The organism is Nonomuraea sp. NPDC052265 (assembly GCF_044547985.1).
Taxonomy (GTDB): Bacteria; Actinomycetota; Actinomycetes; order Streptosporangiales; family Streptosporangiaceae; genus Nonomuraea.
The window spans coordinates 249,295-275,154 of record NZ_JBIUBJ010000003.1 but is presented as its reverse complement, the minus strand read 5'-3'; the positions used below and the strand labels follow the sequence as shown (position 1 = coordinate 275,154).

The 25,860-nt window shown below is 70.8% G+C and carries 25 protein-coding genes; 8 read left to right on the top strand and 17 right to left on the bottom strand.

The genetic code is table 11. The annotated features are described in order from the left end of the window. Positions 1-350 precede the first annotated feature (350 nt). The 14 genes from metK to pyrR all read right to left on the bottom strand — a co-directional run bounded on the left by metK (position 351) and on the right by pyrR (position 14,896). Positions 351-1,538 carry a methionine adenosyltransferase gene (metK, locus tag ACIHAD_RS10780; protein WP_397354148.1) on the bottom strand — a complete coding sequence of 396 codons (1,188 nt, stop codon included), beginning with the start codon at positions 1,536-1,538 and terminating at the stop codon, positions 351-353. Between the two features lie 128 nt (positions 1,539-1,666). Continuing rightward, the gene (locus ACIHAD_RS10775) at positions 1,667-1,990 is read right to left on the bottom strand and encodes a hypothetical protein (protein ID WP_397354147.1); all 324 of its coding nucleotides are present in this window, start codon (positions 1,988-1,990) and stop codon (positions 1,667-1,669) included. 126 nt (positions 1,991-2,116) lie between these two features. After that, complete coding sequence (gene coaBC, locus ACIHAD_RS10770) at positions 2,117-3,310, bottom strand: bifunctional phosphopantothenoylcysteine decarboxylase/phosphopantothenate--cysteine ligase CoaBC (RefSeq protein ID WP_397354146.1); 1,194 nt, start codon at positions 3,308-3,310, stop codon at positions 2,117-2,119. 8 nt (positions 3,311-3,318) lie between these two features. Further along, positions 3,319-3,588, bottom strand: a complete 270-nt coding sequence (gene rpoZ / locus ACIHAD_RS10765) for a DNA-directed RNA polymerase subunit omega (protein WP_043638590.1) — start codon at positions 3,586-3,588, stop codon at positions 3,319-3,321. A gap of 5 nt (positions 3,589-3,593) precedes the next feature. Next, positions 3,594-4,202, bottom strand: a complete 609-nt coding sequence (gene gmk / locus ACIHAD_RS10760) for a guanylate kinase (RefSeq protein WP_397354145.1) — start codon at positions 4,200-4,202, stop codon at positions 3,594-3,596. A 100-nt stretch (positions 4,203-4,302) separates the two neighbouring features. Further along, entirely contained in the window at positions 4,303-4,626 is a 324-nt protein-coding gene (gene mihF, locus ACIHAD_RS10755; RefSeq protein WP_020541698.1) for an integration host factor, actinobacterial type, read from the bottom strand. A 517-nt stretch (positions 4,627-5,143) separates the two neighbouring features. Continuing rightward, positions 5,144-5,842 carry an orotidine-5'-phosphate decarboxylase gene (pyrF, locus tag ACIHAD_RS10750; RefSeq protein ID WP_397354144.1) on the bottom strand — a complete coding sequence of 233 codons (699 nt, stop codon included), beginning with the start codon at positions 5,840-5,842 and terminating at the stop codon, positions 5,144-5,146. Further along, positions 5,839-6,816: a dihydroorotate dehydrogenase gene (locus ACIHAD_RS10745; RefSeq protein WP_397354143.1), complete on the bottom strand. Its 978-nt coding sequence runs from the start codon at positions 6,814-6,816 to the stop codon at positions 5,839-5,841. The genes pyrF and ACIHAD_RS10745 overlap by 4 nt, the downstream gene beginning before the upstream one ends. Beyond that, the gene (locus ACIHAD_RS10740; RefSeq protein ID WP_397354646.1) at positions 6,806-7,672 is read right to left on the bottom strand and encodes a dihydroorotate dehydrogenase electron transfer subunit; all 867 of its coding nucleotides are present in this window, start codon (positions 7,670-7,672) and stop codon (positions 6,806-6,808) included. Before ACIHAD_RS10740 ends, ACIHAD_RS10745 begins: the two co-directional genes overlap by 11 nt. A gap of 21 nt (positions 7,673-7,693) precedes the next feature. Then, the gene (carB, locus tag ACIHAD_RS10735; protein ID WP_397354142.1) at positions 7,694-10,981 is read right to left on the bottom strand and encodes a carbamoyl-phosphate synthase large subunit; all 3,288 of its coding nucleotides are present in this window, start codon (positions 10,979-10,981) and stop codon (positions 7,694-7,696) included. Continuing rightward, positions 10,968-12,074 (bottom strand): glutamine-hydrolyzing carbamoyl-phosphate synthase small subunit, encoded by a 1,107-nt coding sequence (carA, locus tag ACIHAD_RS10730; RefSeq protein ID WP_397354141.1) that lies wholly within the window; start codon positions 12,072-12,074, stop codon positions 10,968-10,970. Before carA ends, carB begins: the two co-directional genes overlap by 14 nt. Continuing rightward, on the bottom strand, positions 12,071-13,369 hold the full coding sequence (locus ACIHAD_RS10725; protein WP_397354140.1) for a dihydroorotase: 1,299 nt from the start codon (positions 13,367-13,369) through the stop codon (positions 12,071-12,073). The genes carA and ACIHAD_RS10725 overlap by 4 nt, the downstream gene beginning before the upstream one ends. Before the next feature lie 67 nt (positions 13,370-13,436). Then, entirely contained in the window at positions 13,437-14,354 is a 918-nt protein-coding gene (locus tag ACIHAD_RS10720) for an aspartate carbamoyltransferase catalytic subunit (protein ID WP_397354139.1), read from the bottom strand. After that, positions 14,351-14,896, bottom strand: coding sequence for a bifunctional pyr operon transcriptional regulator/uracil phosphoribosyltransferase PyrR (gene pyrR, locus ACIHAD_RS10715; protein WP_397354138.1), 546 nt, complete (start codon positions 14,894-14,896; stop codon positions 14,351-14,353). The genes ACIHAD_RS10720 and pyrR overlap by 4 nt, the downstream gene beginning before the upstream one ends. Positions 14,897-15,122: 226 nt before the next feature. Between pyrR and ACIHAD_RS10710 the strand changes: the two genes are divergently transcribed. From ACIHAD_RS10710 to ACIHAD_RS10675, 8 genes are all read left to right on the top strand, one after another. Beyond that, positions 15,123-15,338 (top strand): DUF3040 domain-containing protein, encoded by a 216-nt coding sequence (locus tag ACIHAD_RS10710; RefSeq protein WP_397354137.1) that lies wholly within the window; start codon positions 15,123-15,125, stop codon positions 15,336-15,338. Between the two features lie 134 nt (positions 15,339-15,472). After that, complete coding sequence (locus ACIHAD_RS10705; protein ID WP_397354136.1) at positions 15,473-16,858, top strand: amino acid permease; 1,386 nt, start codon at positions 15,473-15,475, stop codon at positions 16,856-16,858. Then, positions 16,855-18,099 carry an arginine deiminase gene (locus tag ACIHAD_RS10700; protein ID WP_397354135.1) on the top strand — a complete coding sequence of 415 codons (1,245 nt, stop codon included), beginning with the start codon at positions 16,855-16,857 and terminating at the stop codon, positions 18,097-18,099. The genes ACIHAD_RS10705 and ACIHAD_RS10700 overlap by 4 nt, the downstream gene beginning before the upstream one ends. A gap of 21 nt (positions 18,100-18,120) precedes the next feature. After that, a complete protein-coding gene (gene argF / locus ACIHAD_RS10695) occupies positions 18,121-19,125 on the top strand; it encodes an ornithine carbamoyltransferase (RefSeq protein WP_397354134.1) in 1,005 nt (334 codons plus the stop codon). Continuing rightward, positions 19,126-20,061, top strand: a complete 936-nt coding sequence (gene arcC / locus ACIHAD_RS10690; RefSeq protein WP_397354133.1) for a carbamate kinase — start codon at positions 19,126-19,128, stop codon at positions 20,059-20,061. It begins immediately after the preceding gene. A 9-nt stretch (positions 20,062-20,070) separates the two neighbouring features. Continuing rightward, positions 20,071-21,492 carry an amino acid permease gene (locus ACIHAD_RS10685; RefSeq protein WP_397354132.1) on the top strand — a complete coding sequence of 474 codons (1,422 nt, stop codon included), beginning with the start codon at positions 20,071-20,073 and terminating at the stop codon, positions 21,490-21,492. 1 nt (position 21,493) lies between these two features. Further along, positions 21,494-22,360, top strand: coding sequence for a universal stress protein (locus tag ACIHAD_RS10680; protein ID WP_397354131.1), 867 nt, complete (start codon positions 21,494-21,496; stop codon positions 22,358-22,360). Positions 22,361-22,660: 300 nt separating this feature from the next. After that, positions 22,661-23,155, top strand: coding sequence for a transcriptional regulator (locus ACIHAD_RS10675; protein WP_195896239.1), 495 nt, complete (start codon positions 22,661-22,663; stop codon positions 23,153-23,155). A gap of 342 nt (positions 23,156-23,497) precedes the next feature. Here the strand turns inward: ACIHAD_RS10675 and ACIHAD_RS10670 are convergent, their stop codons facing one another. The 3 genes from ACIHAD_RS10670 to ACIHAD_RS10660 form a co-directional block, all read right to left on the bottom strand. Next, complete coding sequence (locus tag ACIHAD_RS10670) at positions 23,498-23,944, bottom strand: SAV_6107 family HEPN domain-containing protein (RefSeq protein WP_397354644.1); 447 nt, start codon at positions 23,942-23,944, stop codon at positions 23,498-23,500. Positions 23,945-24,432: 488 nt separating this feature from the next. Then, positions 24,433-24,624, bottom strand: coding sequence for a (4Fe-4S)-binding protein (locus ACIHAD_RS10665; RefSeq protein ID WP_352353196.1), 192 nt, complete (start codon positions 24,622-24,624; stop codon positions 24,433-24,435). A gap of 6 nt (positions 24,625-24,630) precedes the next feature. Beyond that, a complete protein-coding gene (locus ACIHAD_RS10660; RefSeq protein WP_397354130.1) occupies positions 24,631-25,809 on the bottom strand; it encodes a cytochrome P450 in 1,179 nt (392 codons plus the stop codon). Between the last annotated feature and the right edge of the window lie 51 nt (positions 25,810-25,860).

Below are 25,860 nucleotides of genomic sequence, written 5' to 3'. Positions count from 1 at the left end.
CCGCCCACGACGGCAGACCTACCAGGAACGAGCCCACACAACCCGAAAAGCACGCGAAGGCACAGACACGGCGCATGCGCGCGTCACACACAGCCCGCCCTACCGCACGGCGAACAGGACGCAGCACGCCCGCGCGAGCGCGAAGAAGAGCGCACCGGAAGGGGCATGCACGTCGTACGCCCAGAGCCGGGCCGACGGACCTTCGGCAGACGCCTTGCACATCCGACGAAGCCGACCGAACGAACGTACGTCAGAGGCCCGTCCCCCACCACCACAGCCCATGACAAGTGCCGCATCCATGCCCTCAAAAGGCCAGATGCGGCACCTGCGTCAAACCGAACTGAGAAAGGTCAGAGACCGGCAGCCGTCCGAAGGGCCTCGGCGCGGTCGGTGGACTCCCAGGAGAAGCCCTCACGGCCGAAGTGCCCGTAGGCGGCGGTCTCGGAGTAGATCGGGCGCAGCAGGTCGAGGTCGCGGATGATGGCCGCCGGACGCAGGTCGAACACGCGCAGCACGGCCGCCTGGATCTGCTCCACCGGCAGCTTCTCGGTGCCGAAGCACTCCACGAACAGGCCCACCGGCTGAGCCTTGCCGATCGCGTACGCGACCTGCACCTCGCACCGGTCGGCCAGCCCGGCCGCGACGACGTTCTTGGCCACCCAGCGCATCGCGTACGCCGCCGAGCGGTCGACCTTGGACGGGTCCTTGCCCGAGAACGCGCCACCGCCGTGACGGGCCATGCCGCCGTAGGTGTCGATGATGATCTTTCGGCCGGTGAGGCCGGCGTCGCCCATCGGGCCGCCGATCTCGAAACGGCCGGTCGGGTTGACCAGCAGCCGGTAGCCCTCGGTGTCGATCTCCAGCCCGTCGAGCACGGGGTCGACCACGTGCTCCTTGATGTCGGGGGCGAGCATCTCCTTGAGGTCGATCTCGGCCGCGTGCTGGGTGGAGACGACCACGGTGTCGAGGCGGACGGGCTTGTCGCCGTCGTACTCGATGGTGACCTGGGTCTTGCCGTCGGGGCGCAGGTAGGGCACCTTGCCGGTCTTGCGGACCTCGGACAGGCGCTGGGCGAGCCGGTGCGCGAGCGTGATCGGCAGCGGCATGAGCTCCGGCGTCTCGCGGCAGGCGTAGCCGAACATCAGGCCCTGGTCGCCGGCGCCCTGGCGGTCGAGCTCGTCGGCGTCGCCGCCCACGCGGTGCTCGTAGGCGTCGTCGACGCCCTGGGCGATGTCGGGCGACTGCGCGCCGATGGACACCGACACGCCGCAGGAGGCGCCGTCGAAGCCCTTGTGGGAGGCGTCGTAGCCGATCTCCAGGATCTTCTCCCGGATGACGCCGGGGATGTCGACGTAGGTCTCGGTCGTGACCTCGCCTGCGACATGGACCTGGCCGGTAGTGATCAGCGTCTCGACGGCGACCCGGCTCTTGGGGTCGTCCTTGAGCATGGCGTCGAGAATCGCGTCACTGATCTGGTCGGCGATCTTGTCCGGGTGGCCTTCGGTGACCGACTCGGAGGTGAACAGGCGACGTGACAACTCAGTGGCTCCTCATGCAGCGGCTGCTGACGGATGTTGGGCCCGGGACGGAAGTACACGCCAGGGCCTCGCCGAAGTCTAGCCCTACCCGGCGCCCGGTCGCGAAACCGTCCGGTGTCCGTGTCCGGTCACAGGTCGGGGAGGGGATCGGGCGGCAGCGTCTCCGGCGCGAAGACCTCGGCGTCGGCGGCGCAGACCACCGCCGCGTACTCCTCGTCGAACTCGAACACGGTGGTGCCGAGCTCGATGAACGGTCCCGGCAGGATCGGCCCGAGCCTGGTGTGCCGCGGGTACGTGGCGAACACCGCGACCGGCCGGTCGCTCCGGAGGGTTCTGGTGGTGAGCACCGAGACGGACGAATCGGTGACGACGATGAGGAAGTGGCCCGTTCCCGTCGGCCCCACGGACAGCGCGGGGAAGACGTAACGGATACCTCCCTGGTCTTCCAGCAATCTCCTGCAACGATCCCTGACAGCGGACCCCACCGGCATTCCGTCCCCCTTTGCCCCCAAGTATCGGTAGGCGTCCGGGGTGTCGCAACTGGCGATCGGGTAATCGTTCTTGCGGGAAGGAGCGCGCTAGGACAGGCGGGGCGCGACCAGGTCCCAGACGGCGTCGGCGACGTCCTCCTTGGGGCCGCGCGGCACCTCGACGGGCTCGCCCCCGGCGACGAGGACGGTGGCGGCGTTGTCGGGCGTGCCGAACGCCAGCCCCTCCCCCACCTGGTTGACGACCAGCAGGTCGCAGCCCTTCCTGGCGAGCTTGGCCTGCCCGTTGGCGAGCACGTCGTCGGTCTCGGCCGCGAACCCGACGATCACCCGGGGACCGTCGCCGGCCTCGCGGCGCAGCCGGCCCAGCTCGGCCAGGATGTCGGGGTTCTTCGTCAGGTGGATGGGGTCGGGCTCGCCGTCGGTCTTCTTGATCTTGGAGTCGTGCCGGGACGCCGGGCGGAAGTCGGCCACCGCGGCCGCCATGACGACGGCGTCGGCCTTCTCGCAGGCGGCCAGCACCGCCTCGCGCAGCTCGGCCGTGGACCCCACCCGCACCACGGCGGCCCCCGCGGGATCGGGGAGGGCGACGTTGGCGGCCACGACGGTCACCTCGGCGCCGCGCGCAACCGCCGTACGGGCCAGGGCGTACCCCTGCAACCCCGACGAGCGGTTGCCGATGAAGCGGACCGGGTCGATCGCCTCGCGGGTGCCTCCGGCGGAGATCACCACCTTGCGCCCGGCCAGGTCGCGCGGCCCGCCGCGCAGCACGCGCAGGCAGACCTGGAAGATCTCGGCCGGGTCGGGCAGCCGGCCGGGGCCGGTGTCGGCGCCGGTGAGGCGCCCCACGGCCGGGTCGATCACGACGGCCCCGCGCTCGCGCAGGGTCGCGACGTTGGCACGGGTGGCCGGATGTTGCCACATCTCGGTGTGCATGGCCGGGGCGAACACGACCGGGCAGCGCGCCGTCAGCAGCGTGTTGGTCAGCAGGTCGTCGGCGAGCCCGTGGGCCGCCTTGGCCAGGGTGTTGGCGGTCGCCGGCGCCACCACGACGAGATCGGCTCGCTGGCCGATGCGCACGTGGGGCACCTCGTGAACGTCGTCCCAGACGTCGGCGGTCACGGGGTTGCCCGACAGGGCGGCCCACGTGGGCTCGCCCACGAACCGCAGGACCTCGCGGGTCGGCACGACCCGCACCTCGTGACCTGATTCGGTGAACAGCCGCAGCAGCTCACACGCCTTGTACGCGGCGATGCCGCCGCTGACGCCGAGGACGACCTTCATCGAAGGGGTCAGACCGCGCCTTCGATGGGCTCGGCGTTGAGCAGGCCCTCGGAGACCTCGCGCAACGCGATGGACAGCGGCTTCTCCTGAGCGTGCGTCTCGACCAGCGGCCCGACGTATTCCAGCAGGCCCTCGCCGAGCTGGGAGTAGTAGGCGTTGATCTGGCGGGCGCGCTTGGCGCCCATGATCACCAGGGAGTACTTGCTGTCGACGATGTCGAGCAGCGCGTCGATCGGCGGGTTGGTGATGCCCTCCGCGGCCGGGGTTGTGCCTGCCACGATTGTCAGACCTCTCGGTTGATGGTGGTGGTGACCCCCTGAGGGTCAGTCATCAAGGCTATCAGCCGGTGGCACACTTCTTGGACACTCGTGTTCACCAGCGTGAGGTCGAACTCCGACTCGGCCGCCATCTCGACCCGTCCGGCCTGAAGCCGGCGCTCGATGACGTCCTCCGGCTCGGTGCCGCGGCCGCGCAGCCGCTTCTCCAGCTCCTCCCACGTCGGGGGGGCCAGGAAGACCAGCAGCGCGTCCGGCATGGTGCTGCGCACCTGCCTGGCGCCTTCCAGGTCGATCTCCAGGACGGTCGGGACGCCCTGGGCGAGCTTGTCCAGCACCGCGTCGCGCGGGGTGCCGTAGCGGTTGCCCGCGAACTCCGCCCACTCCAGCAGCTCGCCGGCCTCGACGAGCCGGTCGAACTCCTCGCCGTCGACGAAGAAGTAGTGGACCCCGTTGACCTCGCCGGGACGGGGCCTCCTGGTGGTCACCGAGACCGACAGCCACACCTCGGGGTGTGCCCGCCGGAGCTCGGCGACGACCGTGGACTTGCCGACGCCCGACGGCCCGGACAGGACCGTCAGCCGCCTCTTGCTCAGGGGGAGGAAGCCGACCTTCACTCCCGATCCGACTGCCTCATGGGCCCTTGCTTCGCCGGACCAGGACCTGTCGGTCACTTCCTACCCCCCGTTGAACCTGCGCTTTCTTGTGGAACAGAGATTAGCTCTCGTTGCCACCGAACTCGCGCTCGAGGGAAGCCCTCTGGTTCGCACCGAGACCCCGCACGCGGCGGGACTCGGCGATGGCAAGCCGCTCCATGAGCTGCTTGGCGCGGACCTTGCCCACGCCGGGGAGCGATTCCAACAGTGCCGACACCTTCATCTTGCCGATGACGTCGTCGGTCTGCCCATCCTTGAGCACCTCAGCCAGAGAAACCGCGCCATGCTTGAGCCGGTTCTTGACCTCGGCACGCTCTTTACGGGCCTTGGCAGCCTTCTCAAGGGCTGCGGCGCGCTGCTCAGGGGTCAGGGGAGGAAGAGCCACGCCGGGTCACCTCGAATTTCTGTCGATGTACTCGGACGGGAAGGGAAACTAGCTGGTCATCGCCCCCTAAGCAACGTCAAGAGCGGTTTCTCCCCTCACAAAATCCACTTCATCACTGTCCGTGAGCGTAAAATTACCCACTGCTGATCAAATCGCCCTCACTTCCCGCTTCGCGCGTCCGGCCCGGACGGCGTCCCGGAACACGGCGAAGATCATCGACGCGTCCGCCGATCATGTCCGAAACCAGGGCCGGACCAGGACCGAAACCCGATTCGGGAAGGGTGCGCGAACGCCGCGCGGATGCATTACGATCTTGTGAGCGAGGGCTGTGCGGACGGTCCGGCGACGCCTGCCGCCATGCCCCGCCCGCGCGTCGAAAACCGGCCCGGGAAACCGGCCCGGCAACTCGCCCGGGAAGCGGCTCAGAAATGCCGGCTCCGGAAACCGGCTCGGAAGAACCGGCCCGGGAAACCGGCTCGCGAGAAGCCGGCCCCGGAAACCGGTCCGGTGGCGCGGGTCAGGAGGCGGTCGTGCGGCGCAGCGAGGCGGCGATGGCGGCGGCGGTCGCTCCGGGGTCCGCCGAGCCCGTGATCGGGCGTCCGATGACGAGCAGGTCGGCGCCGTCGGCCAGCGCCTGCTCGGGGGTCGCCACGCGTACCTGGTCCTGGACGTCGGCCCCCTGAGGGCGCACGCCGGGCGTGATGAGGGTGATGCCGGGCCCCACCTCGGCCCGCACCGCCGCGACCTCGTTGGGCGAGCACACCAGCGCGGTGGCCCCGGCCTCGACCGACAGGGCCGCCAGGCGGCGCACGGCCTCGTCGGCGGGCCCGGCCAGGCCGATGCGGTCGAGGTCGGACTCGTTCAGCGAGGTGAGGATCGTCACAGCGGCGATCTTGGTCTGCGGGGCGGACTCGACGGCGGCCCGGATCATGGCCGTGCCGCCCGCCGCGTGCACGGTCAGGATGGCCGGGCGCAGGCGGGAGACGGCCTTGGCGGCGCCCGCGACGGTGTTGGGGATGTCGTGCAGCTTGAGGTCGAGGAAGATCTGGACGCCGCTGGCGCCGCGTACGGAGGCGATCACGTCGGGGCCGTAGCGCAGGTAGAGCTCCAGGCCCACCTTGATGGTGCTGACGTGCGGCGTCACCAGGCTCGCCCACCGGGCGGCGGTCTCCAGGTCGGGGGCGTCGAGGGCGACGGCGATGGGTGCGGGCGTCAAGGGGAGCTCTCCTCGGAGTCGGCCAGAAGGTGCCGGGGAGCGCTCCCCGGCGGTCGGTGGGCCAGGCCGACGGCGTCGGCCAGGCGCTGGAAGCCGCGTGCCCGCAGCAGGTCCTCAAGCTCGCGCTCGATGCGCAGGCACGCGTAGGGGTCGTGGAACAGGGCGGTGCCCACCCCGACGAGGCAGGCGCCCGCCAGGATGAGCTGGAAGGCGTCCCTGCCGGTCATCACGCCGCCCATGCCGATCAGCGGCACCCCGGGCAGGGCCGCGTGCACCTGCCAGACGCAGCGGACGGCCAGGGGCAGGATGGCGGGCCCCGACAGCCCTCCGGTCACGGCGGCCAGCGACGGGCGCAGCGCCTCGGTGTCGATGGCCATGCCGAGCGGGTTGTTGATCATGGACAGGGCGTCCGCGCCGGCGTCCACGCAGGCGCGGGCGACGGAGACGATGTCGGCCACGTCGGGAGCGAGCTTGGCCACCACGGGGACGTCGTAGCGCATGATCGAGCGCACCGAGGCGATCACCTCGGCGGCGGCGCTGCCCTCGCGCGCGAAGACACGCCCTCTGTCCTCCATGTTCGGGCAAGAAAGGTTGACCTCCAGGGCGGTCACCCCGGGCGCGTCGGCGAGCCTGCGGGCCAGCTCGGAGTATTCGGCGACGGTGCCGCCGCCGATCGAGACGATGGTCTTGATGCCGCGCTGGGCCAGCCAGGGCAGCTCGCGCTCCAGGAACGCCTCGATGCCCGGCCCCTGGAGCCCGACGGCGTTGAGCATGCCGGAGGGCGTCTCGGCCATGCGCGGGGTCGGACGGCCCGCGCGGGGGGCCATGGTGATGGACCGGGTGGTCAGCGCGCCGAACCGGTGGAGGTCGAAGAACTGGGCGAGTTCCTGGCCCGAGCCCGCGCAGCCGGCGGCCGTGGTGATCGGGTTCGCCAGCTCCACGTGCGCCAGAAATGTACGCATATCAACTGACATGGCGAGCACCGCCTCCGGGGGCGCCGAGCGCGTCGAACGGGATCGTTCCCACGTCCTCGAACCGCACCCGCTCCCCCCGGAACACCGGGCCCTCCGTGCACGCGCGGACCATCCTGGTCGCGCCGTCGTCGCCGATGACCGGGATGACGCACGTCATGCACACCCCGATGCCGCAGGCCATCGACTCCTCGACGGCCACCTGCACCGGGATGTCGAACTCCATCGCCACCGCCGTCACCGCCCGCAGCGCCGGCATGGGCGCGCAGGCGTAGACGGCGTCGGCCCGGGTGTCGGCGATCACCGACGGCAGCGCGTCGGTGACCTTGCCGCGCAGGCCGAGCGAGCCGTCCTCGGTGGTCAGGGTCGTCGTCTCGGCGATGCGGCGGGCCCGCATGGCGCCGAAGACGCGGTCGGCCCCGGCGCCGCCGAGCACGAAGTCGACCCGGCAGCCGCGCGCCAGCAGCGCGTCGGCCAGCGGGAACAGCACGGCCGAGCCGTACTCGGCGCCGACCAGCACGCAGTTGACCGGGTCGCGCGGCAGCGGGAACGGCCGGCCGAGCGGCCCGACGAGGTCCAGCGTGTCGCGGGCGCGCCGCTCGGCCAGCCAGGACGTGCCCGGCCCGGCGGCGGTGAAGACGAGCTCGACCGTGCCGCCGTAGTCGGACTTGACGTCATGGATGGACAGCGCGCGGCGCGTCACCATCGACGTGTGGGCCCCGCCTACCGCCACGGAGACGAAGTGGCCGGGGCGGTAACGCTCGGCGATGCCGGGCGCCACCACCGTCAGCGCATGGTAGGCGTCGACCCGGCGCGTCGTCAGCACCGTGCCCGTCACCTGCACAGGTGTGCCGGCCAGTCGTCTTCACCTCCCGCGCGGTCAGCCGCGTAGTGCCTGTGCGTGCTCCTGGAGTGAACGCACCCCGACGTCGCCGCGGACGATCGCCTGGATCCCGGCCGCCGCGGCGGCCAGCCCGGCGACGGTGGTGATGCACGGGATGCCGCGCAGCACCGCCGCGGTGCGGATCTCGTAGCCGTCCAGGCGCGGCCCGGACTGGCCGGGGCTGCCGAACGGCGTGTTGACGATCAGGTCCACCTCGCCGTCGAGAATCGCCTGCACGCTCGTAGGCTCACCTCCGGGCCCGGTCCCCTCGCTGTGCTTTCGCACGATCTTGGCATGGACACCGTTGCGGCGCAGCACCTCGGCCGTGCCCTCGGTGGCGAGGATCTCGAAGCCGAGGTCGGCCAGTGCCTTCACAGGGAAGATCATCGCACGCTTGTCCCTGTTGGCCACGGACACGAACGCGCGTCCCTTGGTCGGCAGTTCGCCGTAGGCCCCTGCCTGGGACTTGGCGAACGCCACGCCGAAGTACGCGTCGATGCCCATGACCTCGCCCGTGGAGCGCATCTCGGGACCGAGCACGGTGTCGACGCCCCGGAAGCGGTTGAAGGGCAGCACGGCCTCCTTGACCGCGATGGACGCCTCCAGCGGCAGCGTGCCGCCGTCGCCGGTGGCCGGCAGCATGCCCTCCGCGCGCAGCGAGGCGATCGAGGAGCCGAGCATCACCCGGGCCGCCGCCTTGGCCAGCGGCGTGGCCGTCGCCTTGGACACGAACGGCACGGTACGGCTCGCCCGCGGGTTGGCCTCCAGGACGTACAGGACGCCGGCGGACATGGCGTACTGGACGTTCAGGAGCCCGCGCACGCCCACCCCGGCGGCGATGGCCTCGGTGGCGGCGCGGATGCGCTTGACGTCGTGGCTGCCGAGCGTGAGCGGCGGCAGCACGCAGGCCGAGTCGCCGGAGTGGATGCCGGCCTCCTCGATGTGCTCCATGACGCCGCCGAGGAACAGCTCCTCGCCGTCGTAGAGCGCGTCCACGTCGATCTCGATGGCCTCGTCGAGGAACTTGTCCACCAGGACCGGGTGGCCGCCCTCCTGGGCCGCCATGTACGTCGTCAGCGTCTCGTCGTCGTAGACGATGGCCATGCCGGCCCCGCCGAGCACGTACGAGGGCCGCACGAGCACCGGGTAGCCGATCTCCGCGGCGATCTCCAGCGCCTCGGGGACCGTCAGCGCGGTGCCGTGCTTGGGCGCGGGCAGCCCGGCCTCGGCCAGCACCCGCCCGAACGCGCCGCGTTCCTCGGCCAGGTGGATCGACTCGGGCGAGGTGCCGACCACGGGCACGCCCGCGTCCTTGAGCGCCTGCGCCAGGCCGAGCGGCGTCTGCCCGCCGAGCTGCACGATCACGCCCACGACCGGGCCGGTCTGCTGCTCGGCGTGCACGACCTCCAGGACGTCCTCCAGCGTGAGCGGCTCGAAGTAGAGCCGGTCGGAGGTGTCGTAGTCGGTGGAGACGGTCTCGGGGTTGCAGTTGACCATGACGGTCTCGAACCCGGCCCGCGACAGCTCGAACGAGGCGTGCACGCACGCGTAGTCGAACTCGATGCCCTGCCCGATGCGGTTGGGCCCGGAGCCGAGGATGATGACCTTCTCCCGCTCGCCGTAGGGGACCTCGGTCTCCTCGTCGTAGGTGGAGTACAGGTACGGCGTCCTGGCGGCGAACTCGGCGGCGCAGGTGTCGACGGTGTTGTAGACCGGCCGCACGCCGAGCGCGTGGCGCAGGCCGCGCACGTGGGCCTCCTGGACGCCGCGGATCTCGGCGATCTGCGCGTCGGAGAAGCCGTGGTGCTTGGCGCGGGCCAGCACGCCGGAGGCGAGCTCGGGCGCGGCGGCGATCTCCTGGGCCTCCTCCTCCAGCAGGAGGAGCTGGTCGAGGAACCAGGGGTCGACGCTGGTGGCCTCGAACAGCTCGGCCGCGGTCGCGCCCGCGCGCACGGCCTGCTGCATCGTGCGCAGCCGCCCGTCGTGCGGGGTGCGGCACGCCGCCAGCAGCTCGTCCTTGTCCTGGACGGGCCCCGCCCAGCTGAAGGAGGAGTCCTTCTTCTCCAGCGAGCGCAGCGCCTTCTGCAGCGCCTCGGTGAAGGAGCGGCCGATGGCCATGGCCTCGCCCACGGACTTCATGTGCGTGGTCAGCGTGCGGTCGGCCCCGCGGAACTTCTCGAAGGCGAAGCGCGGCACCTTGACCACGATGTAGTCGAGCGTCGGCTCGAAGGAGGCCGGGGTCTCCTTGGTGATGTCGTTGGGGATCTCGTCGAGGGTGTAGCCGATGGCCAGCTTGGCGGCGATCTTGGCGATCGGGAAGCCGGTGGCCTTGGAGGCCAGGGCGCTGGAGCGCGAGACGCGCGGGTTCATCTCGATGACGATCATGCGCCCGGTGCGCGGGTCGACCGCGAACTGGATGTTGCAGCCGCCGGTGTCCACGCCGACCTCGCGGATGACCGCGATGGCCACGTCGCGCATGTTCTGGTACTCGCGGTCGGTCAGCGTGAGCGCGGGCGCGACGGTGACGCTGTCGCCGGTGTGCACGCCCATCGGGTCGATGTTCTCGATGGAGCACACGATCACGACGTTGTCGGCCTTGTCGCGCATGACCTCCAGCTCGTACTCCTTCCAGCCGAGGATGGACTCCTCCAGGAGCACCTCGGTGGTCGGCGAGGCGTCGAGGCCGGCGCCGGCGATGCGCCGCAGGTCGTCCTCGTCGTAGGCGAAGCCGGAGCCGGCGCCGCCCATGGTGAAGCTGGGCCGCACGACGACCGGGTAGCCCAGCTCGCGGGCGCCGGTCAGGCACTCCTCCATCGTGTGGCAGATGACCGACCTGGCCGACTCGGCGTTGAGCCCGTGCTCGCGGGCGACCTTGGCGACGATCTCCTTGAACTTCTCGCGGTTCTCGCCCGCCTGGATCGCGTCGAAGTCGGCGCCGATCAGCTCGACCTCGTACTTCTCCAGCACGCCCGACTCGTGCAGCGCGACCGCGGTGTTCAGCGCGGTCTGGCCGCCCAGGGTGGGCAGCAGCGCGTCGGGGCGCTCCTTGGCGATGATCTTCTCGACGTACTCGGGGGTGATCGGCTCGACGTACGTGGCGTCGGCGAACTCCGGGTCCGTCATGATCGTGGCCGGGTTGCTGTTGACCAGGATGACGCGGAAGCCCTCGGCCCGCAGCACCCGGCAGGCCTGGGTGCCGGAGTAGTCGAACTCGCACGCCTGGCCGATCACGATCGGCCCGGAGCCGATCACCAGGACCGACCGGATGTCCTCACGCTTGGGCACGGCTCATGACCTCACAGAACTCGTCGAAGAGATAAGCGGCGTCGTGCGGCCCCGCGGCGGCCTCGGGGTGGTACTGGACGCTGAAGGCCCGCCCGTCGAGCAGGCGCAGGCCCTCCACGCAGCGGTCGTTGAGGTTGACGTGGCTGACCTCGGCCGGGCCGTACGGGGTCTCGAACGGCTCGCCGATCGGCGCCTCGACGGCGAACCCGTGGTTGTGGGCCGAGATCTCGACCTTGCCCGTGCGCACGTCCTGGACCGGCTGGTTGACGCCGCGGTGGCCGTAGCGCAGCTTGTACGTGGACAGCCCGAGCGCGCGGCCGAAGAGCTGGTTGCCGAAGCAGATGCCGAAGAAGGGCACCCCGGCCTCCAGGACGCCCCGCAGGGCCGACACGTCGGCGGTGGCGGGGTCGCCGGGGCCGTTGGAGAAGAACACGCCGTCGGGCCCGACCGCCATGATCTGCTCGTACGTGGCCGTGGCGGGCAGCACGTGCACCTCGCAGCCGCGCTCGGCCATCCGGTGCGGGGTCATGCCCTTGATGCCCAGGTCGACGGCGGCGACGGTGAAGCGCCTGGCACCGACGGCGGGGACGACGTAGGGCTCGGCCGTGGCCACCTCGGCGGCCAGGTCGGCGCCCTCCATGGCGGGCGAGCTCCGCACCCGCTCGACGAGCTCCTCGACGGTCGCGGCGGGGGCCGAGAAGATGCCGGCCCGCATCGCGCCGCGCTCGCGCAGGTGGCGGGTCAGGGCGCGGGTGCCGGTGATGGCGATGCCGACGACGCCCTGCTGCTTGAGGTAGTCGTCGAGCGAGCGGTCGGCGCGCCAGTTGGAGACGACCCTGGACGGCTCGCGGACGACGTACCCGGCGACCCAGACGCGGCCCGACTCGGGGTCCTCGTCGTTGACGCCGGTGTTGCCGATGTGCGGGGCCGTCATGGCGACGATCTGCCGGTGGTAGGAGGGGTCGGTGAGGGTCTCCTGGTAGCCGGTCATGCCGGTGTTGAAGACCATCTCGCCGAACGTCTCGCCTTCGGCGCCGTAAGGGGTTCCGTGGAAGACGCGGCCGTCTTCCAGGACGAGCACCGCGGTGTTCAAACCAGCTTCCCTTCGAGAACGGTCGGCGTGCCGCGCAGGAACGTGGCGACCACCCGGCCGGGCAACGTCATCCCCTCGTACGGGGTGTTCCTGCTCTTGGAGGCGTAGGCGGAGGGGTCCACCTCGGTGCGGGCCGACGGGTCGTACAGCGTGATGTTGGCCGGCGCGCCCGGCTCCAGCGGACGGCCGTGGCCGGACAGGCGGCCGATGCGGGCGGGGGTGAGCGACATGCGCTCGGCGACCCCGGCCCAGTCGAGCAGCCCCGTCTCGACCATGGCCTCCTGGACGACGCTCAGCGCGGTCTCCAGGCCGATCATGCCCATGGCCGCGGCCGGCCACTCGGTCTCCTTGTCCTCGACCGGGTGGGGGGCGTGGTCGGTGGCGACGACGTCGATCGTGCCGTCGGCCAGCGCCGCGCGCAGCGCCTGGACGTCGGCGTGCGTGCGCAGCGGCGGGTTGACCTTGTAGATCGGGTTGTAGGCGCCGACCGGGGACTCCTCGACGAGGTCGTCGGTGAGGAGCAGGTGGTGAGGGGTGACCTCGGCGGTGATGTTCCAGCCCTTGGACTTGGCCCAGCGGATGATCTCGACCGAGCCCGCGGTGGAGACGTGGCAGACGTGCAGGCGGGAGCCGACGTGCGCGGCCAGCAGGCAGTCGCGGGCGATGACCGCCTCCTCGGCCACGGCCGGCCAGCCGGTCAGGCCGAGCCTGCCCGAGACGACGCCCTCGTTCATCTGGGCGCCCTCGGTGAGCCTGGGCTCCTGGGCGTGCTGGGCGACGACACCGTCGAACGCCTTGACGTACTCGAGAGCGCGGCGCATCAGCACGGCGTCGCTGACGCACTTGCCGTCGTCGGAGAAGACCCTGACCCGGGCGGCCGAGTCGGCCATCGCGCCGAGCTCGGCGAGCTGCCTGCCCTCCAGGCCGACGGTCACGGCGCCGACCGGCTGCACGTCGCAGTGGCCGAACTCGCGGCCGAGCCGCCAGACCTGCTCGACGACGCCGGCGGTGTCGGCGACGGGCGAGGTGTTGGCCATGGCGTGCACGGCGGTGTAACCGCCGCGGGCCGCGGACCGGGTGCCGGTCTGGACCGTCTCGGCGTCCTCGCGGCCGGGCTCGCGCAGGTGGGTGTGCAGGTCGACCAGGCCGGGCAGCGCGATCGCGCCGCCGCCCTCGACGGTCTCGCCGCCGCCCGGACCGGCGCCGAGGCCGGTGCCGATCTCGGCGATCCGCCCGTCGGCGATCCGGAGGTCCACCGGCTCCCCGCCGAGGATCCTGACATTCTTGATGATCATCGCGCCTCCTTCGTCGGCACGACGATCATCATGATGCTGTGCCTACTGGTTCGTTCGCTCCGCCCACTCACTGGGTCTCTCCCCCGAGCAGCAGGTACAGGACGGCCATGCGGATGGTCACGCCGTTGGCGACCTGCTCCACGATGGTGGAGCGCGGCGAGTCGGCCACCTCGGCGGCGATCTCCATGCCCCGGTTCATCGGCCCGGGGTGCATGACGATGGCCTCGTCCGGCATCTTGGCGAAGCGGTCGCGGTCGAGGCCGTAGCGGCGGGAGTACTCGCGCTCGCTGGGGAAGTAGGCGGCGTTCATCCGCTCCTTCTGCACCCGCAGCATCATCACCACGTCGGACTTGGGCAGCACGGCGTCGAAGTCGTAGGACACCTCGCACGGCCAGGTGCCGACCGAGACGGGCAGCAGCGTGGGCGGCGCGACGAGGGTGACCTCGGCCCCGAGCGTGTTGAGCAGCAGCACGTTGGAGCGGGCGACCCGGCTGTGCAGGACGTCGCCGACGATGGTGACCCGGCGCCCGTCGAGCCGGCCGAGGCGGCGGCGCATGGAGAAGGCGTCGAGCAGCGCCTGCGTGGGGTGCTCGTGGGTACCGTCGCCTGCGTTGACGACGCTGCCGCGCACCCAGCCGGCCAGCCGGTGCGGCGCGCCGGAGGAGCCGTGGCGGATGACGACGGCGTCGGCGCCCATGGCCTCCAGGGTGAGCGCGGTGTCCTTGAGCGACTCGCCCTTGGAGACGCTCGACCCCTTGGCCGAGAAGTTGATGACGTCGGCCGAGAGCCGCTTGGCCGCCGCCTCGAAGGAGATGCGGGTGCGCGTGGAGTCCTCGAAGAACAGGTTGACCACCGTGCGGCCGCGCAGCGTGGGCAGCTTCTTGATGGACCGTTCCGAGACCCTGGCCAGCTCCTCGGCGGTGTCGAGGATGAGCAGCGCGTCGTCCTTGGTGAGGTCGCCCGCCGAGATCAGATGCCTGTTCACCGGTCGCCCTCCTTCATGAGCAGGACGGCGTCGCGGCCGTCGGTCTCGGAGAGGTAGACCTTGACCTTCTCACTCTTGGCGGTGGGCAGGTTCTTGCCCACGTAGTCGGCGCGGATGGGCAGCTCGCGGTGGCCGCGGTCGACCAGCGTGGCCAGCTGCACGGCGGTGGGACGGCCGAGGTCGTTGAGCGCGTCGAGCGCGGCGCGGACGGTACGGCCGGAGTAGAGCACGTCGTCGACGAGGACGACCACCTTGCCGTCGATGCCGTCGGGCGGCAGCTCGGTGCGCCCCAGCGGGCGGACGGGGCCGCGGCGCAGGTCGTCGCGGTACATGGTGATGTCGATCGAGCCGACGGGGATCTTGAGCCCTTCGAACTGCTCCACGCGGTCGCCGAGCCTGCGGGCGAGCGTGGCGCCGCGGGTGGGGATGCCGAGGAGGACGACGTCGCCGGCGCCTTTGGTGCGTTCGAGGATCTCGTGCGCGATTCGGGTCAGCGCCCGGTGGATGTCCGGGCCTTCAAGCACGGCCCTGGAATCGGACATGGAGGGATCTCACCACCTTTCCCGCCTCACGGGACGGGTCTTAAAAGGGTGTTGGTCGGGACACACAGTACCAGGCACTACCTGGTACAACGTGAGCGCCCCGCCCTTCCGTCCAGGTGTGGCGGACGTCCTGACCGGCTCTTCGGCCCGCCCTGCCAGGTGAATTTGGCAATTGCCGACATACAGGTATAAAACCTCCTCTAAGTCTTCTCGGGGGAGGTTTCACATGGCGCTGTCGGCACGCGAGCAGTCGATGCTCAAGGCCATCGCCCGGCAGGTCAGGGACGAGGACCCCGAGCTGTTCGCGGCCATGTCCCGGCACGGCGCCCCCGCCTCGCTGGCCTGGCCGCTGGCGCTGATGGCGCTGTGCCTGGGGGTGTTCGCCGTCGTGCTGCTGCTGACGGGCTCGCCCGACACCCTGCCGCACCCCGCGATCAGGTAAAACCCCGCCACTCCCCGTGTCGGCGTCCTTCGCGTAGGGCACGTCCCCGAGGGCCGTACGCGCTCGGCGGCGGCTCTTCCTGGAGACTCGCGCGGGGGGCACGCATGGGGGAACCACGTCCGCCCTCGAAAGGCGTGACGACGGCGGCGCGCGGGACGCGCTCGTCGGCCGCGGGCGGCCTGGGCCTCGGCGCGGCCGTCGCGCTGGTCATGGGGAACGTCGTGGGCACCGGCATCTTCCTGCTGCCCGCCTCGCTGGCCGCGTTCGGGACGGTCAGCCTGGTCTCCATGGTCCTGGTCACCACGGGCGCCATCGCGATGGCGCTCGTCTTCGGCCGCCTGGGCGGGCGCGTCCCGGCGGCGGGCGGCCCCTACGCCTACGCCCGCGAGGCGTTCGGGGAGTTCGCCGGGTTCTGGATCGCCTGGTCGTTCTGGCTGACGGCGTGGATCGGCAACGCGGCCATCGCCGTGGCGTGGGTGGGCTACGTCCAGTACCTGGCCCACGGGCTGTTCGGGCTCGACTGGGGCGGCACGCTCGGTGCGATCCTGATCGGCCTGACCGGGGTGTGGATCCCGGCCGTGGTGAACCTGGCGGGCGTGCGCAACGCGGCCGCCTTCCAGGTGGTCACCACGATCCTGAAGTTCACGCCGCTGCTGTTCGTGGCGGTCGTCGGCCTGTTCTTCGTGCACAAGGGCAACTACCCCCCGTTCAACGCCACGGGGAACGGGTGGGTCTCGGCCGTCTCCCTGGCGGGGGCGGTCACGCTGTTCATCTACTCGGGCGTGGAGAGCGCCGCCATCGCGGCCGACCGGGTCAAGGACCCGGCCCGCACCATCGGCCGGGCCAGCGTCATCGGCGTGCTGGCCTGCGCCGCCATGTACATCCTGAGCACGGTCGCCGTCATGGGCACCGTGCCGCAGGAGGAGCTCGTCGGGTCCACCGCGCCCTTCGCCGCCGCGCTCGACCACATGTTCGGCGGCACCGGCGGCGGGCTGCTCATGGCGGCCTGCGCCGTGGTCTCCGGCATCGGCGCGCTGAACGGCTGGACCCTGCTGGTCGCCGAGATGCCGCTGGCCGCCGCCAAGGACGGCCTGTTCCCGCCCGCCTTCTCCGTGGTCACCCGCCGCGGCGCGCCCCTGGCGGGCATCCTGGCCGGGACCGTCCTCACCTCGCTCATGCTGCTGGTGGGCTACGCCTCCGCGAACGCCTTCGACACGATCGTGCTGCTGGCCTCCTTCACCACGGTCATCCCGTACTTCTTCTCGGCCGCCGCGCAGTTGTTCTGGCTGGCGACCCGGGAACGGCGGATCGACCGGGGGCGGCTGGCCCGCGACCTGGCCGTCGCGGTCCTCGCGTTGCTGTTCTCGTTCTGGATGGCGTACGGCTCCGGGGCCCCGGCCGTGCTCGGCGGGACGCTGATGTTGTTGGTCGGCGTGCCCGTCTACATCTGGGTGAAGGCCCGGCACGGCGAGTACGGCCCGCGTGATGTCCGCCGCGCTGAGGGGATATCTGAGAAATGACCTTTCATGTCGATTCAGAGGTGGGGCGCCTGCGCCAGGTCCTGCTGCACAAGCCGGAACTGGCCCTCAAGCGGCTGACCCCCAGCAACAAGGACGCCTTCCTGTTCGACGACGTGCTGTGGGTGCAGCGCGCGGTGGAGGAGCACGAGGAGTTCGAGCGGGTGCTGAGCGAGCGCGGCATCGTCGTCCACATGCTGGCCGACCTCCTGCGTGACGTGGTCGACATCCCCGAGGCCCGCAAGCACATCCTCGACGCGGTCATCGACGAGCGCTGGCTCGGCCCGGTCGCCATCGACGACATCCGCAACACCCTCGACGGCATGGACGCCGGCACCCTCCAGATGCACCTGACCGGCGGCATCACCAAGCGCGAGCTGATCGCGATGGACTGCGACCCCAAGTCGGTGGCCTTCCACACCACCGCCGACGACGACTTCATCCTGCCGCCGCTGCCCAACCACCTGTTCACCCGCGACACCTCCTGCTGGATCTACGACGGCGTGTCGATCAACGCGATGCGCAAGAAGGCCCGCATGCGCGAGACGGTCAACCTGGAGGCCGTCTACCGGTTCCACCCGATGTTCGCCTCCGGCTTCGACCGGCCCCACGAGGGCGGCTTCCACTGCTGGCTGCCCGGCCACTCGATGGCGCCGGCCACCCTGGAGGGCGGCGACGTGCTGGTCATCGGGCGCGGCGCGGTGCTGGTCGGGATGAGCGAGCGCACCCAGCCGCAGGCGGTCGAGATGCTGGCCCAGCGGCTGTTCAGCGCCGGGTCCGCGACCCGGATCGTGGCGCTGGACATGCCGAAGGCGCGCGCGTTCATGCATCTCGACACGGTCATGACCATGCTCGACGTCGGGGTGTTCACCAAGTACGCCGGGCTCGGGATGTTGCCGGCGTACACGATCGAGCCGGGCGACACCTCCAAGGAGCTCAGGGTCACCGACCACCCGCCCCAGGACATGCACAAGGCCATCGCCCACGCCCTGGACATGGACGACATCACCGTCCTGACCCCGCACCAGGACGTGTACGCCGCCGAGCGCGAGCAGTGGGACGACGGCTGCAACGGCCTGGCCGTCGAGCCCGGCGTCGTCGTCGCCTACGAGCGCAACACCACCACGAACAACCACCTGCGCGACAACGGCATCGAGGTCATCACCATCCGGGGCAGCGAGCTCGGCAGAGGACGCGGCGGGCCGCGGTGCATGAGCTGCCCGCTGGAGCGCGACGGCATCTAGAGGGCATCCGGAAGGGGTGACATGGCGTTCAACCTGCGCAACCGCAGCTTCCTCAAGGAACTGGACTTCACGCCGGAGGAGTTCGGCTTCCTGCTGCACCTGTCGGCGGAGCTGAAGGCCGCCAAGTACGCCGGCGTCGAACGGCAGCGGCTCCAGGGCAAGAACATCGCGCTCATCTTCGAGAAGACCTCGACCCGCACCCGCTGCGCGTTCGAGGTGGCCGCCCACGACCAGGGGGCGCACGTCACCTACCTCGACCCGGCCGGCTCGCACATCGGGCACAAGGAGTCGGTCAAGGACACCGCGCGGGTGCTGGGCCGGATGTTCGACGGCATCGAGTACCGGGGCAGCAAGCAGTCCTACGTCGAGGACCTGGCGGCGCTGTCCGGCGTGCCGGTGTGGAACGGCCTGACCGACGAGTGGCACCCCACCCAGATGCTGGCCGACATGCTCACCATCCGGGAGCACAGCGAGAAGCCGCTGCGCGAGGTGTCCCTGGCCTACCTCGGGGACGCGCGCAACAACACCGGCCACTCCCTGCTGGTCACCGGCGCGCTGCTCGGCCTGGACATCCGGCTGGTCACCCCGCCCGCCCTGCGGCCCGACCGCGACCTGGCGGTGCGGCCCGCCGAGGAGCTGGCCGGGTCCACCGGCGCCCGGATCACCATCACCGAGGACGTGGCCGAGGGCGTCAGGGGCGCCGACTTCCTCTACACCGACGTGTGGGTCTCGATGGGCGAGCCGAAGGAGGTGTGGGACGAGCGGATCGAACTGCTGCTGCCGTACCAGGTGAACGACGACGTCGTCCGGGCCACCGGCAATCCGGACGTGAAGTTCATGCACTGCCTGCCCGCCTTCCACGACCGGGAGACCGGCGTGGGCGCCGACATCCACGCCAGGACCGGCCTGGAGGCCTTGGAGGTGACCGACGAGGTTTTCGAGTCGGCGCGCTCCATCGTCTTCGACGAGGCCGAGAACCGGCTGCACACCATCAAAGCGGTCATGGTCGCAACCCTGGGGGACTGAATGCGGGTCATCGTCGCACTCGGCGGCAACGCGGTGCTCAAGCGCGGCCAGAAGCCGGACGCCGACGTGCAGAGGGACAACATCGCCGGCGCCGTCAGGACCCTGGCCGGGCTCGCCGGCGAGCACGAGCTGGTCATCACCCACGGGAACGGCCCCCAGGTCGGCATGCTGGCGCTGGAGAGCGCCGCGGACCCGAACCTGAGCCGGCCCTACCCCTTCGACACGCTCGGCGCGCAGACGCAGGGCATGCTCGGCTACTGGATGCAGCAGGCGCTGCAGAACGCCCTGCCCGGCAGGCAGGTGCTCGCCATGGTCACCCAGACCCTGGTCAGCGCCGTCGACCCGGCCTTCGACGACCCCACCAAGTTCGTCGGCCAGATCTACGAGGAGGACGAGGCCCGCAAGCTGGCCGCCGAGTACGGCTGGACGGTCAAGCCCGACGGCAGCCACTGGCGCCGCGTCGTCCCCTCCCCCACGCCGCAGCGCATCGTGGAGACCCGGCTGATCCGCAAGATGATCCGGGAGGGCGTCGTGGTGGTCTGCGCGGGCGGCGGCGGCATCCCGGTCGTGCGCGACGCGCGCGGCCGGCTGACGGGCGTCGAGGCCGTCATCGACAAGGACCTGACCGCCTCGATGCTGGCCGAGGCGCTGGAGTGCGACGCCTTCCTCATCCTGACCGACGTCCCGCGGGTGTACCGCGACTTCGGCACGCCGGGCCAGAGCGAGATCGCCTGCACCACCCCGCACGAGCTGCGCGGCCTGCGCTTCCCGGCCGGGTCGATGGGGCCCAAGGTCGAGGCGGTGTGCCGGTTCGTCGAGACGACCGGCGACATGGCCGCCATCGGCAGGCTCGACGAGGCCGCGGACATACTCGCCGGCTCCGCGGGCACGATCGTCACGCCCAACGGGATGTGGCCGCTGACGAGCACCCTTTAGGAGGCCGACGTGACACTGGCCGCACGGCTGCTGCGCACCAAGCCGACCGAGCGCATCGTGGCCGAGGGCGGTCAGGGCGAGGGCGGCGAGCTGCGGCGCACGATGACGCTGTGGCAGCTCACGCTGTTCAGCGTCGGCGCCACGCTCGGCACCGGCATCTTCGTCATCCTCGGCCAGGCGGTGCCCAAGGCGGGGCCCGCGGTGGTGCTGGCGTTCGTGCTGGCGGCGGTCACGGCGCTGTTCTCGGCCCTGTCGTACGCCGAGCTGGCCGGGACGATCCCGGTGTCCGGGTCGTCCTACTCCTACGCGTACGCGACGCTGGGCGAGCTGGTGGCCTGGGTGTGCGGCTGGTGCCTCATGCTGGAGTACGCCGTGTCCGTCGCGGCCGTGGCCGTGGGCTGGGGCGAGTACCTCAACGCGTTCCTGCGCAGCCTGTTCGGCTGGACGCTGCCCGAGGCGATCACCCGCTCCCCCGGCCAGGACGGCGGCGTGGTCAACGTCACCGCGATCCTCATCGTGCTCCTGGCCACCTGGCTCCTGCTCTACGGGGCCTCGGAGTCGGCCACGGCCAACGCGGTGTTCGTGCTGATCAAGATCGCGGTGCTGGTGTTCTTCTGCGTGGTGGCGTTCACGGCGTTCCAGTCCGGGAACTTCACCCCGTTCGCCCCCTTGGGGGTGGCCGGGATCACGGCCGCCGCCTCGCAGGTGTTCTTCTCCTACATCGGCTTCGACGCCGCCTCCACCGCCGGCGAGGAGGCCAGGAACCCCAAGCGCGACCTGCCTCTGGCCATCCTGCTGTCCCTGCTCATCGTCACCGCCGTGTACGTCCTGGTCGCGGTGGCCGCCGTCGGGGCCAAGCCGTGGACCGAGTTCGACCCGGAGAGCACCGAGGCGAGCCTGTCACAGATCGTCGACCAGGCCACCGGCGCCACCTGGCCCGGCGTGATCGTCTCCTTCGGCGCGGTGATCGCCATCGCCAGCGTCGTGCTCACCGTCATCTACGGCCAGACCCGCATCCTGTTCGCGATGTCCCGCGACGGGCTCATCCCCCGGATCTTCCAGCGGGTGAACCCGCGCCACCAGGTGCCGGTCGCCAACACGCTGATCGTGGCCCTGTTCATCTCGGTCCTGGCTGGGCTGGTGCCGCTCGGCCAGCTCGCCGAGGCCACCAGCATCGGCACCCTGTTCGCCTTCTTCATCGTCAACGTCGGCGTGCTGGTCCTGCGCTACCGCAGCCCCGAGCTGCCCCGCAGCTTCCGTACGCCGCTCTTCCCCCTCACCCCGGTGCTCGGCGCGGTCTTCTGCGTCATCGTCATGGCCGGGCTGGCGGGCGTCACGTGGGCCGCCTTCGGCCTGTGGATGCTGGTCGGCCTGATCTGCTATTTCCTGTACGGCTACGGGCATTCGCGGCTGAATGCCGAGGTGCGGTGACATGAAGTTCGACAAGGTGCTGGCCGGGTACATCGCCGAGCCACGCGGCAGGGACGGGCTCGCGCTGGCCGTCCAGCTGACCCGGCAGACCGGGGGCAGCCTGACGGTCGCGACCGTCCAGCCGCCCGTGACCACCACGCCGGGCCCCGCCCGCGCCGACGAGGGCGCCTGGCGCTCCTACCTGCGCGAGCAGGCCGAGAACGCGCTCGCACAGGCCCGCGAGCTGGCCGGCGACCAGGCCGAGTACGTCCGCCAGACCAACAAGGGCAGCGGGCGCGGCCTGGTGGAGGTGGCCCGCAGGCGCGGCGCCGACGTCGTGGTGATCGGCTCCGCGCCCGGCGGCGGACGGTCCCGCATCACCGTCGGCAGCACCGCCGACCAGCTCCTGCACTCCTCGCCGGTGCCCGTGCTGCTCGCCCCGCGCGGCTACGGCGAGGACCCGCCGGCCGCGTTCGAGCGCATCACCGTCGCCTACCGCCGCGGGCCCGGCGCCGACGCCGCCGTGAAGGGCGCGGCCAAGGCCGCGGTCACCCTGGACATCCCGCTGCGGCTGGTCACGCTGGTGGTCCGGACCGGCCGCCGCGTCCAGATCGAGGAGGACATGCTCGTACGGCTGCGCGACCAGGCCGCCGCGGACCTGCGCGCGGCGGCGCGGGGGCAGCGGCGCAGGCTCCAGGTCGAGGTGGAGCTTCTGGAGGGCCGGAACGTGGCACAGGCGCTCGGCACGACCACCTGGCTGCCCGGGGAGCTGCTCGTGTGCGCCTCCAGCGACGCCGGGCCGCTGCGGCGGGTCTTCCTGGGCGACACGTCCATCAAGATCGTCCAGGCCGCGACCTGCCCGGTCATGATTCTGACCCGCGAGACCTGACGCTCGATTTCACTCGTCAAACTATGACGAAGTAGTGTTGCCACCGGTACAAGAGGGGCGTTTGTTGCGTTCCCTCCCGGACCGGATTCGGCATCTTTTTTCCAATCAGCTTGACCTTAGGCTCCCACCCCTTTACCGTCACTGTGCGTAACCACACCGCGCGGCGTTCTGGGGTAAACCCAGGGCCACGGCTACCGATGGTGCCGAGCCTGGCACCGTACCCCCCGGTGGCTGGGGCATATGCCGCAAGGGAGCACAATCTACTGAGAGCGCTACATACGAGAGCCGGGGGGCCACACGATGCCGTCTGAGTACGCAAAGTCGCTGGGTGCACGACTCCGCGCCATCCGCACCCAGCAGGGGCTGTCCCTGCATGGAGTCGAAGAGAAGTCGCGCGGCAGGTGGAAAGCCGTGGTCGTGGGCTCCTACGAGCGTGGCGACCGAGCTGTCACCGTGCAGAAACTTGCCGAGCTTGCCGATTTCTACGGAGTGCCTGTCTCCGAGCTGCTGCCCGGGGGCGCCGCTCCGAGTCCGCTCGGGCCCACTCCCAAGCTTGTGATCGACCTGGAGCGCCTGGCGTCACTGCCGAAGGAGAAGGCCGGAGCGCTCGCCCGTTACGCCGCCACCATTCAGAGCCAGCGTGGCGACTACAACGGCAAGGTCCTGTCGATCCGCCAGGAGGACCTGCGTTCGTTGGCTGTGATCTATGACAAGTCGCCCAGCGAGTTGACCGAGGAACTCATCAGCTGGGGCGTGCTCGACGCCGAGGCCCGCCGAGCCGTCGAGTCGTTCTAGGACCTACCGCTTCACCCCCGAAGGGCCTGCCATTTCCCCTGGCGGGCCCTTCGCCGTACCTTCTTCCACTCCAGCTGAATTCCGTCCCAATGCACCCCGCCGGAATCCGGCCACCGAGAACAACGACTGGTAACAGTGGTCAGGGATCCGGGTGAACAGCCGCCACCGGAGTCGCACCCTGTGGGGTCTGGGGGGATGTGGGGCGGCCCTGCCGTCACTCTGGGCCCGTTTTTGGGCATGCGTGTCAGCCGCAGCCGCCTCGCTCACTTCATCGGCCTTGCTGGACCCCGCCACCCGCGCTCTTCCGCTCGGCGGCGTCGCCTGGAGAGCCGGGCGGCGGGGTCAGCCTGCCAGCGGGACGTCCACGGGAAGCTGGGCCTGGACGGGGACGCCGAGCAGGTCTTCCACCGTGGAGACGAACGTCTCGGCCTCGGCCAGGATCTCGCCGGCGTCGGCCGCGCTGATGCCGCGGACCACGCCCGCCTCCGCGGCCGCGCGCTTGGCGGCGCTCACGGAGAAGTAGGCGGCCCACTCGGCAAGGTGGGGCTCGGCCTCGGGCAGCAGCTCCCACGCGCTGCGCAGGCGGCGCCTGCGGCCCTCCATGGGACGGGGACGGGCGGCCAGGATCGCCGCAGCCGCGCGAAGAGCCGCCAGGTGAGCGGCCACGTATCGGGATGCCGGGGTGCGAGCGGCGGTCGCCTCCGCCAGGCAGGAACGTGAATCGGTCAAGTGTGCCCGAACCGCAGGCGACAGCCGGGGCCCGGGTGTTTCTCTAGGCCGTGGTGCCATCTTGCGCGCCTCCTTGGAGTCGTGGGCGGCGGCCGGCGTCTCCGCCGGTGAAGCCAACACTTGCAGACGCCACCGACATTTCCGCCGAGCCAGCCGGACGAGGAGCTTCCCCTCTCCCCGTCCGGCCAGGACACGCCCACTCGTCTCCGCCGACGACGAGGACGCGCCCTTCGCCCGTGGAGCCTGGCCGCGGGAATCGCTTGGGGAAGCGAACGGCCCGCGACCAGGTCCTTGGGTGACGTTGAGCCGCGAGCCTCACCGCCACTAGGTCGAACATAATTTCGATCACGCTCGGTGTCAACCTGTTCCACGAACACAGGTTCGATGACCATGAACCGAAGCCATCGTCCCGGCCCATGACGTCCCCCTGTTCGCGCGTGATCACCGCCGCCGTGCGTCGACCCGGAGGGCCGGGGCCGCCGCACGCGAAACCGCCGCCACCGGGGGCGGTGGCGGCGGCGAGACGGTCAGATCGGACGGGGCGGCGGTCAGGAGACGGAGAGCGCCCCCGACGGGCACAGGGACACCGCACGCCGCACGGCCTCCTCCTGCCCTTCCTCGGGCACCTCGTGCAGCAGCACCACCGTGCCCTCGTCCTCACTCTGGTCGAACACCTCCGGCACCGTCAGGGCGCACATGCCCGCCCCGATGCACACCGTCGTATCCGCTGTGATCTTCATCGTGACCTACCAAGTGACAGGGAGGCGGTGCACTCCATAGATGCTCATGTCCGAGCGCATCGGCACCTCCTCGGGTGATACGGCCAAGCGTAGGCCAGGCAGGCGCCGCAGCAGCGCCGGGTACGCGATGCGCATCTCGGCCCGGGCGAGCTGCTGCCCGAGGCACTGGTGGATGCCGTGGCCGAACGTCAGGTGCCCGCCGGCGGGCCGGTGGACGTCGAGACGGTCGGCGTCCTGGAAGCGGGAGGGGTCCCGGTTCACGGTGGGCAGGTGGAAGGCGACCGACTCCCCCGCCTTGACGAGGTGGCCCTCGATCTCGACGTCCTCCAGGGCGCTGCGCACCGGGCCGAGGTGGATGATCGTGAGGTAGCGCAGCAGCTCCTCCACGCCGTTCTCCACCACCGACGGGTCGTCGCGCATGGCGGCGAGCTGATCGGGGTTGGTGAGCAGCGCGTACGTCCCCAGGCCCAGCATGTTGGCGGTCGTCTCGTGCCCGGCCACCAGGAGCAGGAAGGCGACCCCGGTCAGCTCCTCGTGGTTCAGCTCCCCGCTCTCGACGAGCCCGCTGAGCAGGTCGTCGCCCGGTTCCGACCGCTTGCGCCCGATCAGCCCCGACAGGTACGCCCCGATCCTGGAGAACGCGGCCAGGGCGTCGTCGGCCTTGGTCTCCAGGTTGACCAGGACCTTGGTGTCCTCCTGGAACTCCGCGCGGTCCTCGTACGGCACCCCGAGCAGCTCGCAGATCACCAGCGACGGGATCGGCAGCGCGAAGGACTGCACCAGGTCCGCGGGCGGCCCGGCGGCCTGCATGGCGTCCAGGCAGGAGTGGGTGATCTCCTCGATCCTGGGTTCGAGCGCCTTCATCCGCCGGACGGTGAACTGCCCCATGAGCAGCTTGCGGTAGCGCGTGTGCTCGGGCGCGTCCATGCGCAGGAAGAACCCCGGCGGCAGGTCGCGCTGGAGCTGCATCCGGGCGGGCACCACCGCGTGCACGTTCTCCGGACGGTTGCTGAAGCGGGGGTCGGCCAGGATCGAGCGGGCGGCCGCGTACCCCGTGACCAGCCAGCCGAGGTGGCCGTCGGCGAACGTGAGGCGGTGCATGGCGCCCTGTTGTCGGAGGGCGGTGGCTTCGTCCGGTGGGTCGAAGGGCCCGCGGCGGGTGGTGGGAAAGGTCAGTTCGGACATGCTGGCTCCTTTCCGAGCTCACTCTCCAGAAAACCTCAATCGATGCAAAAC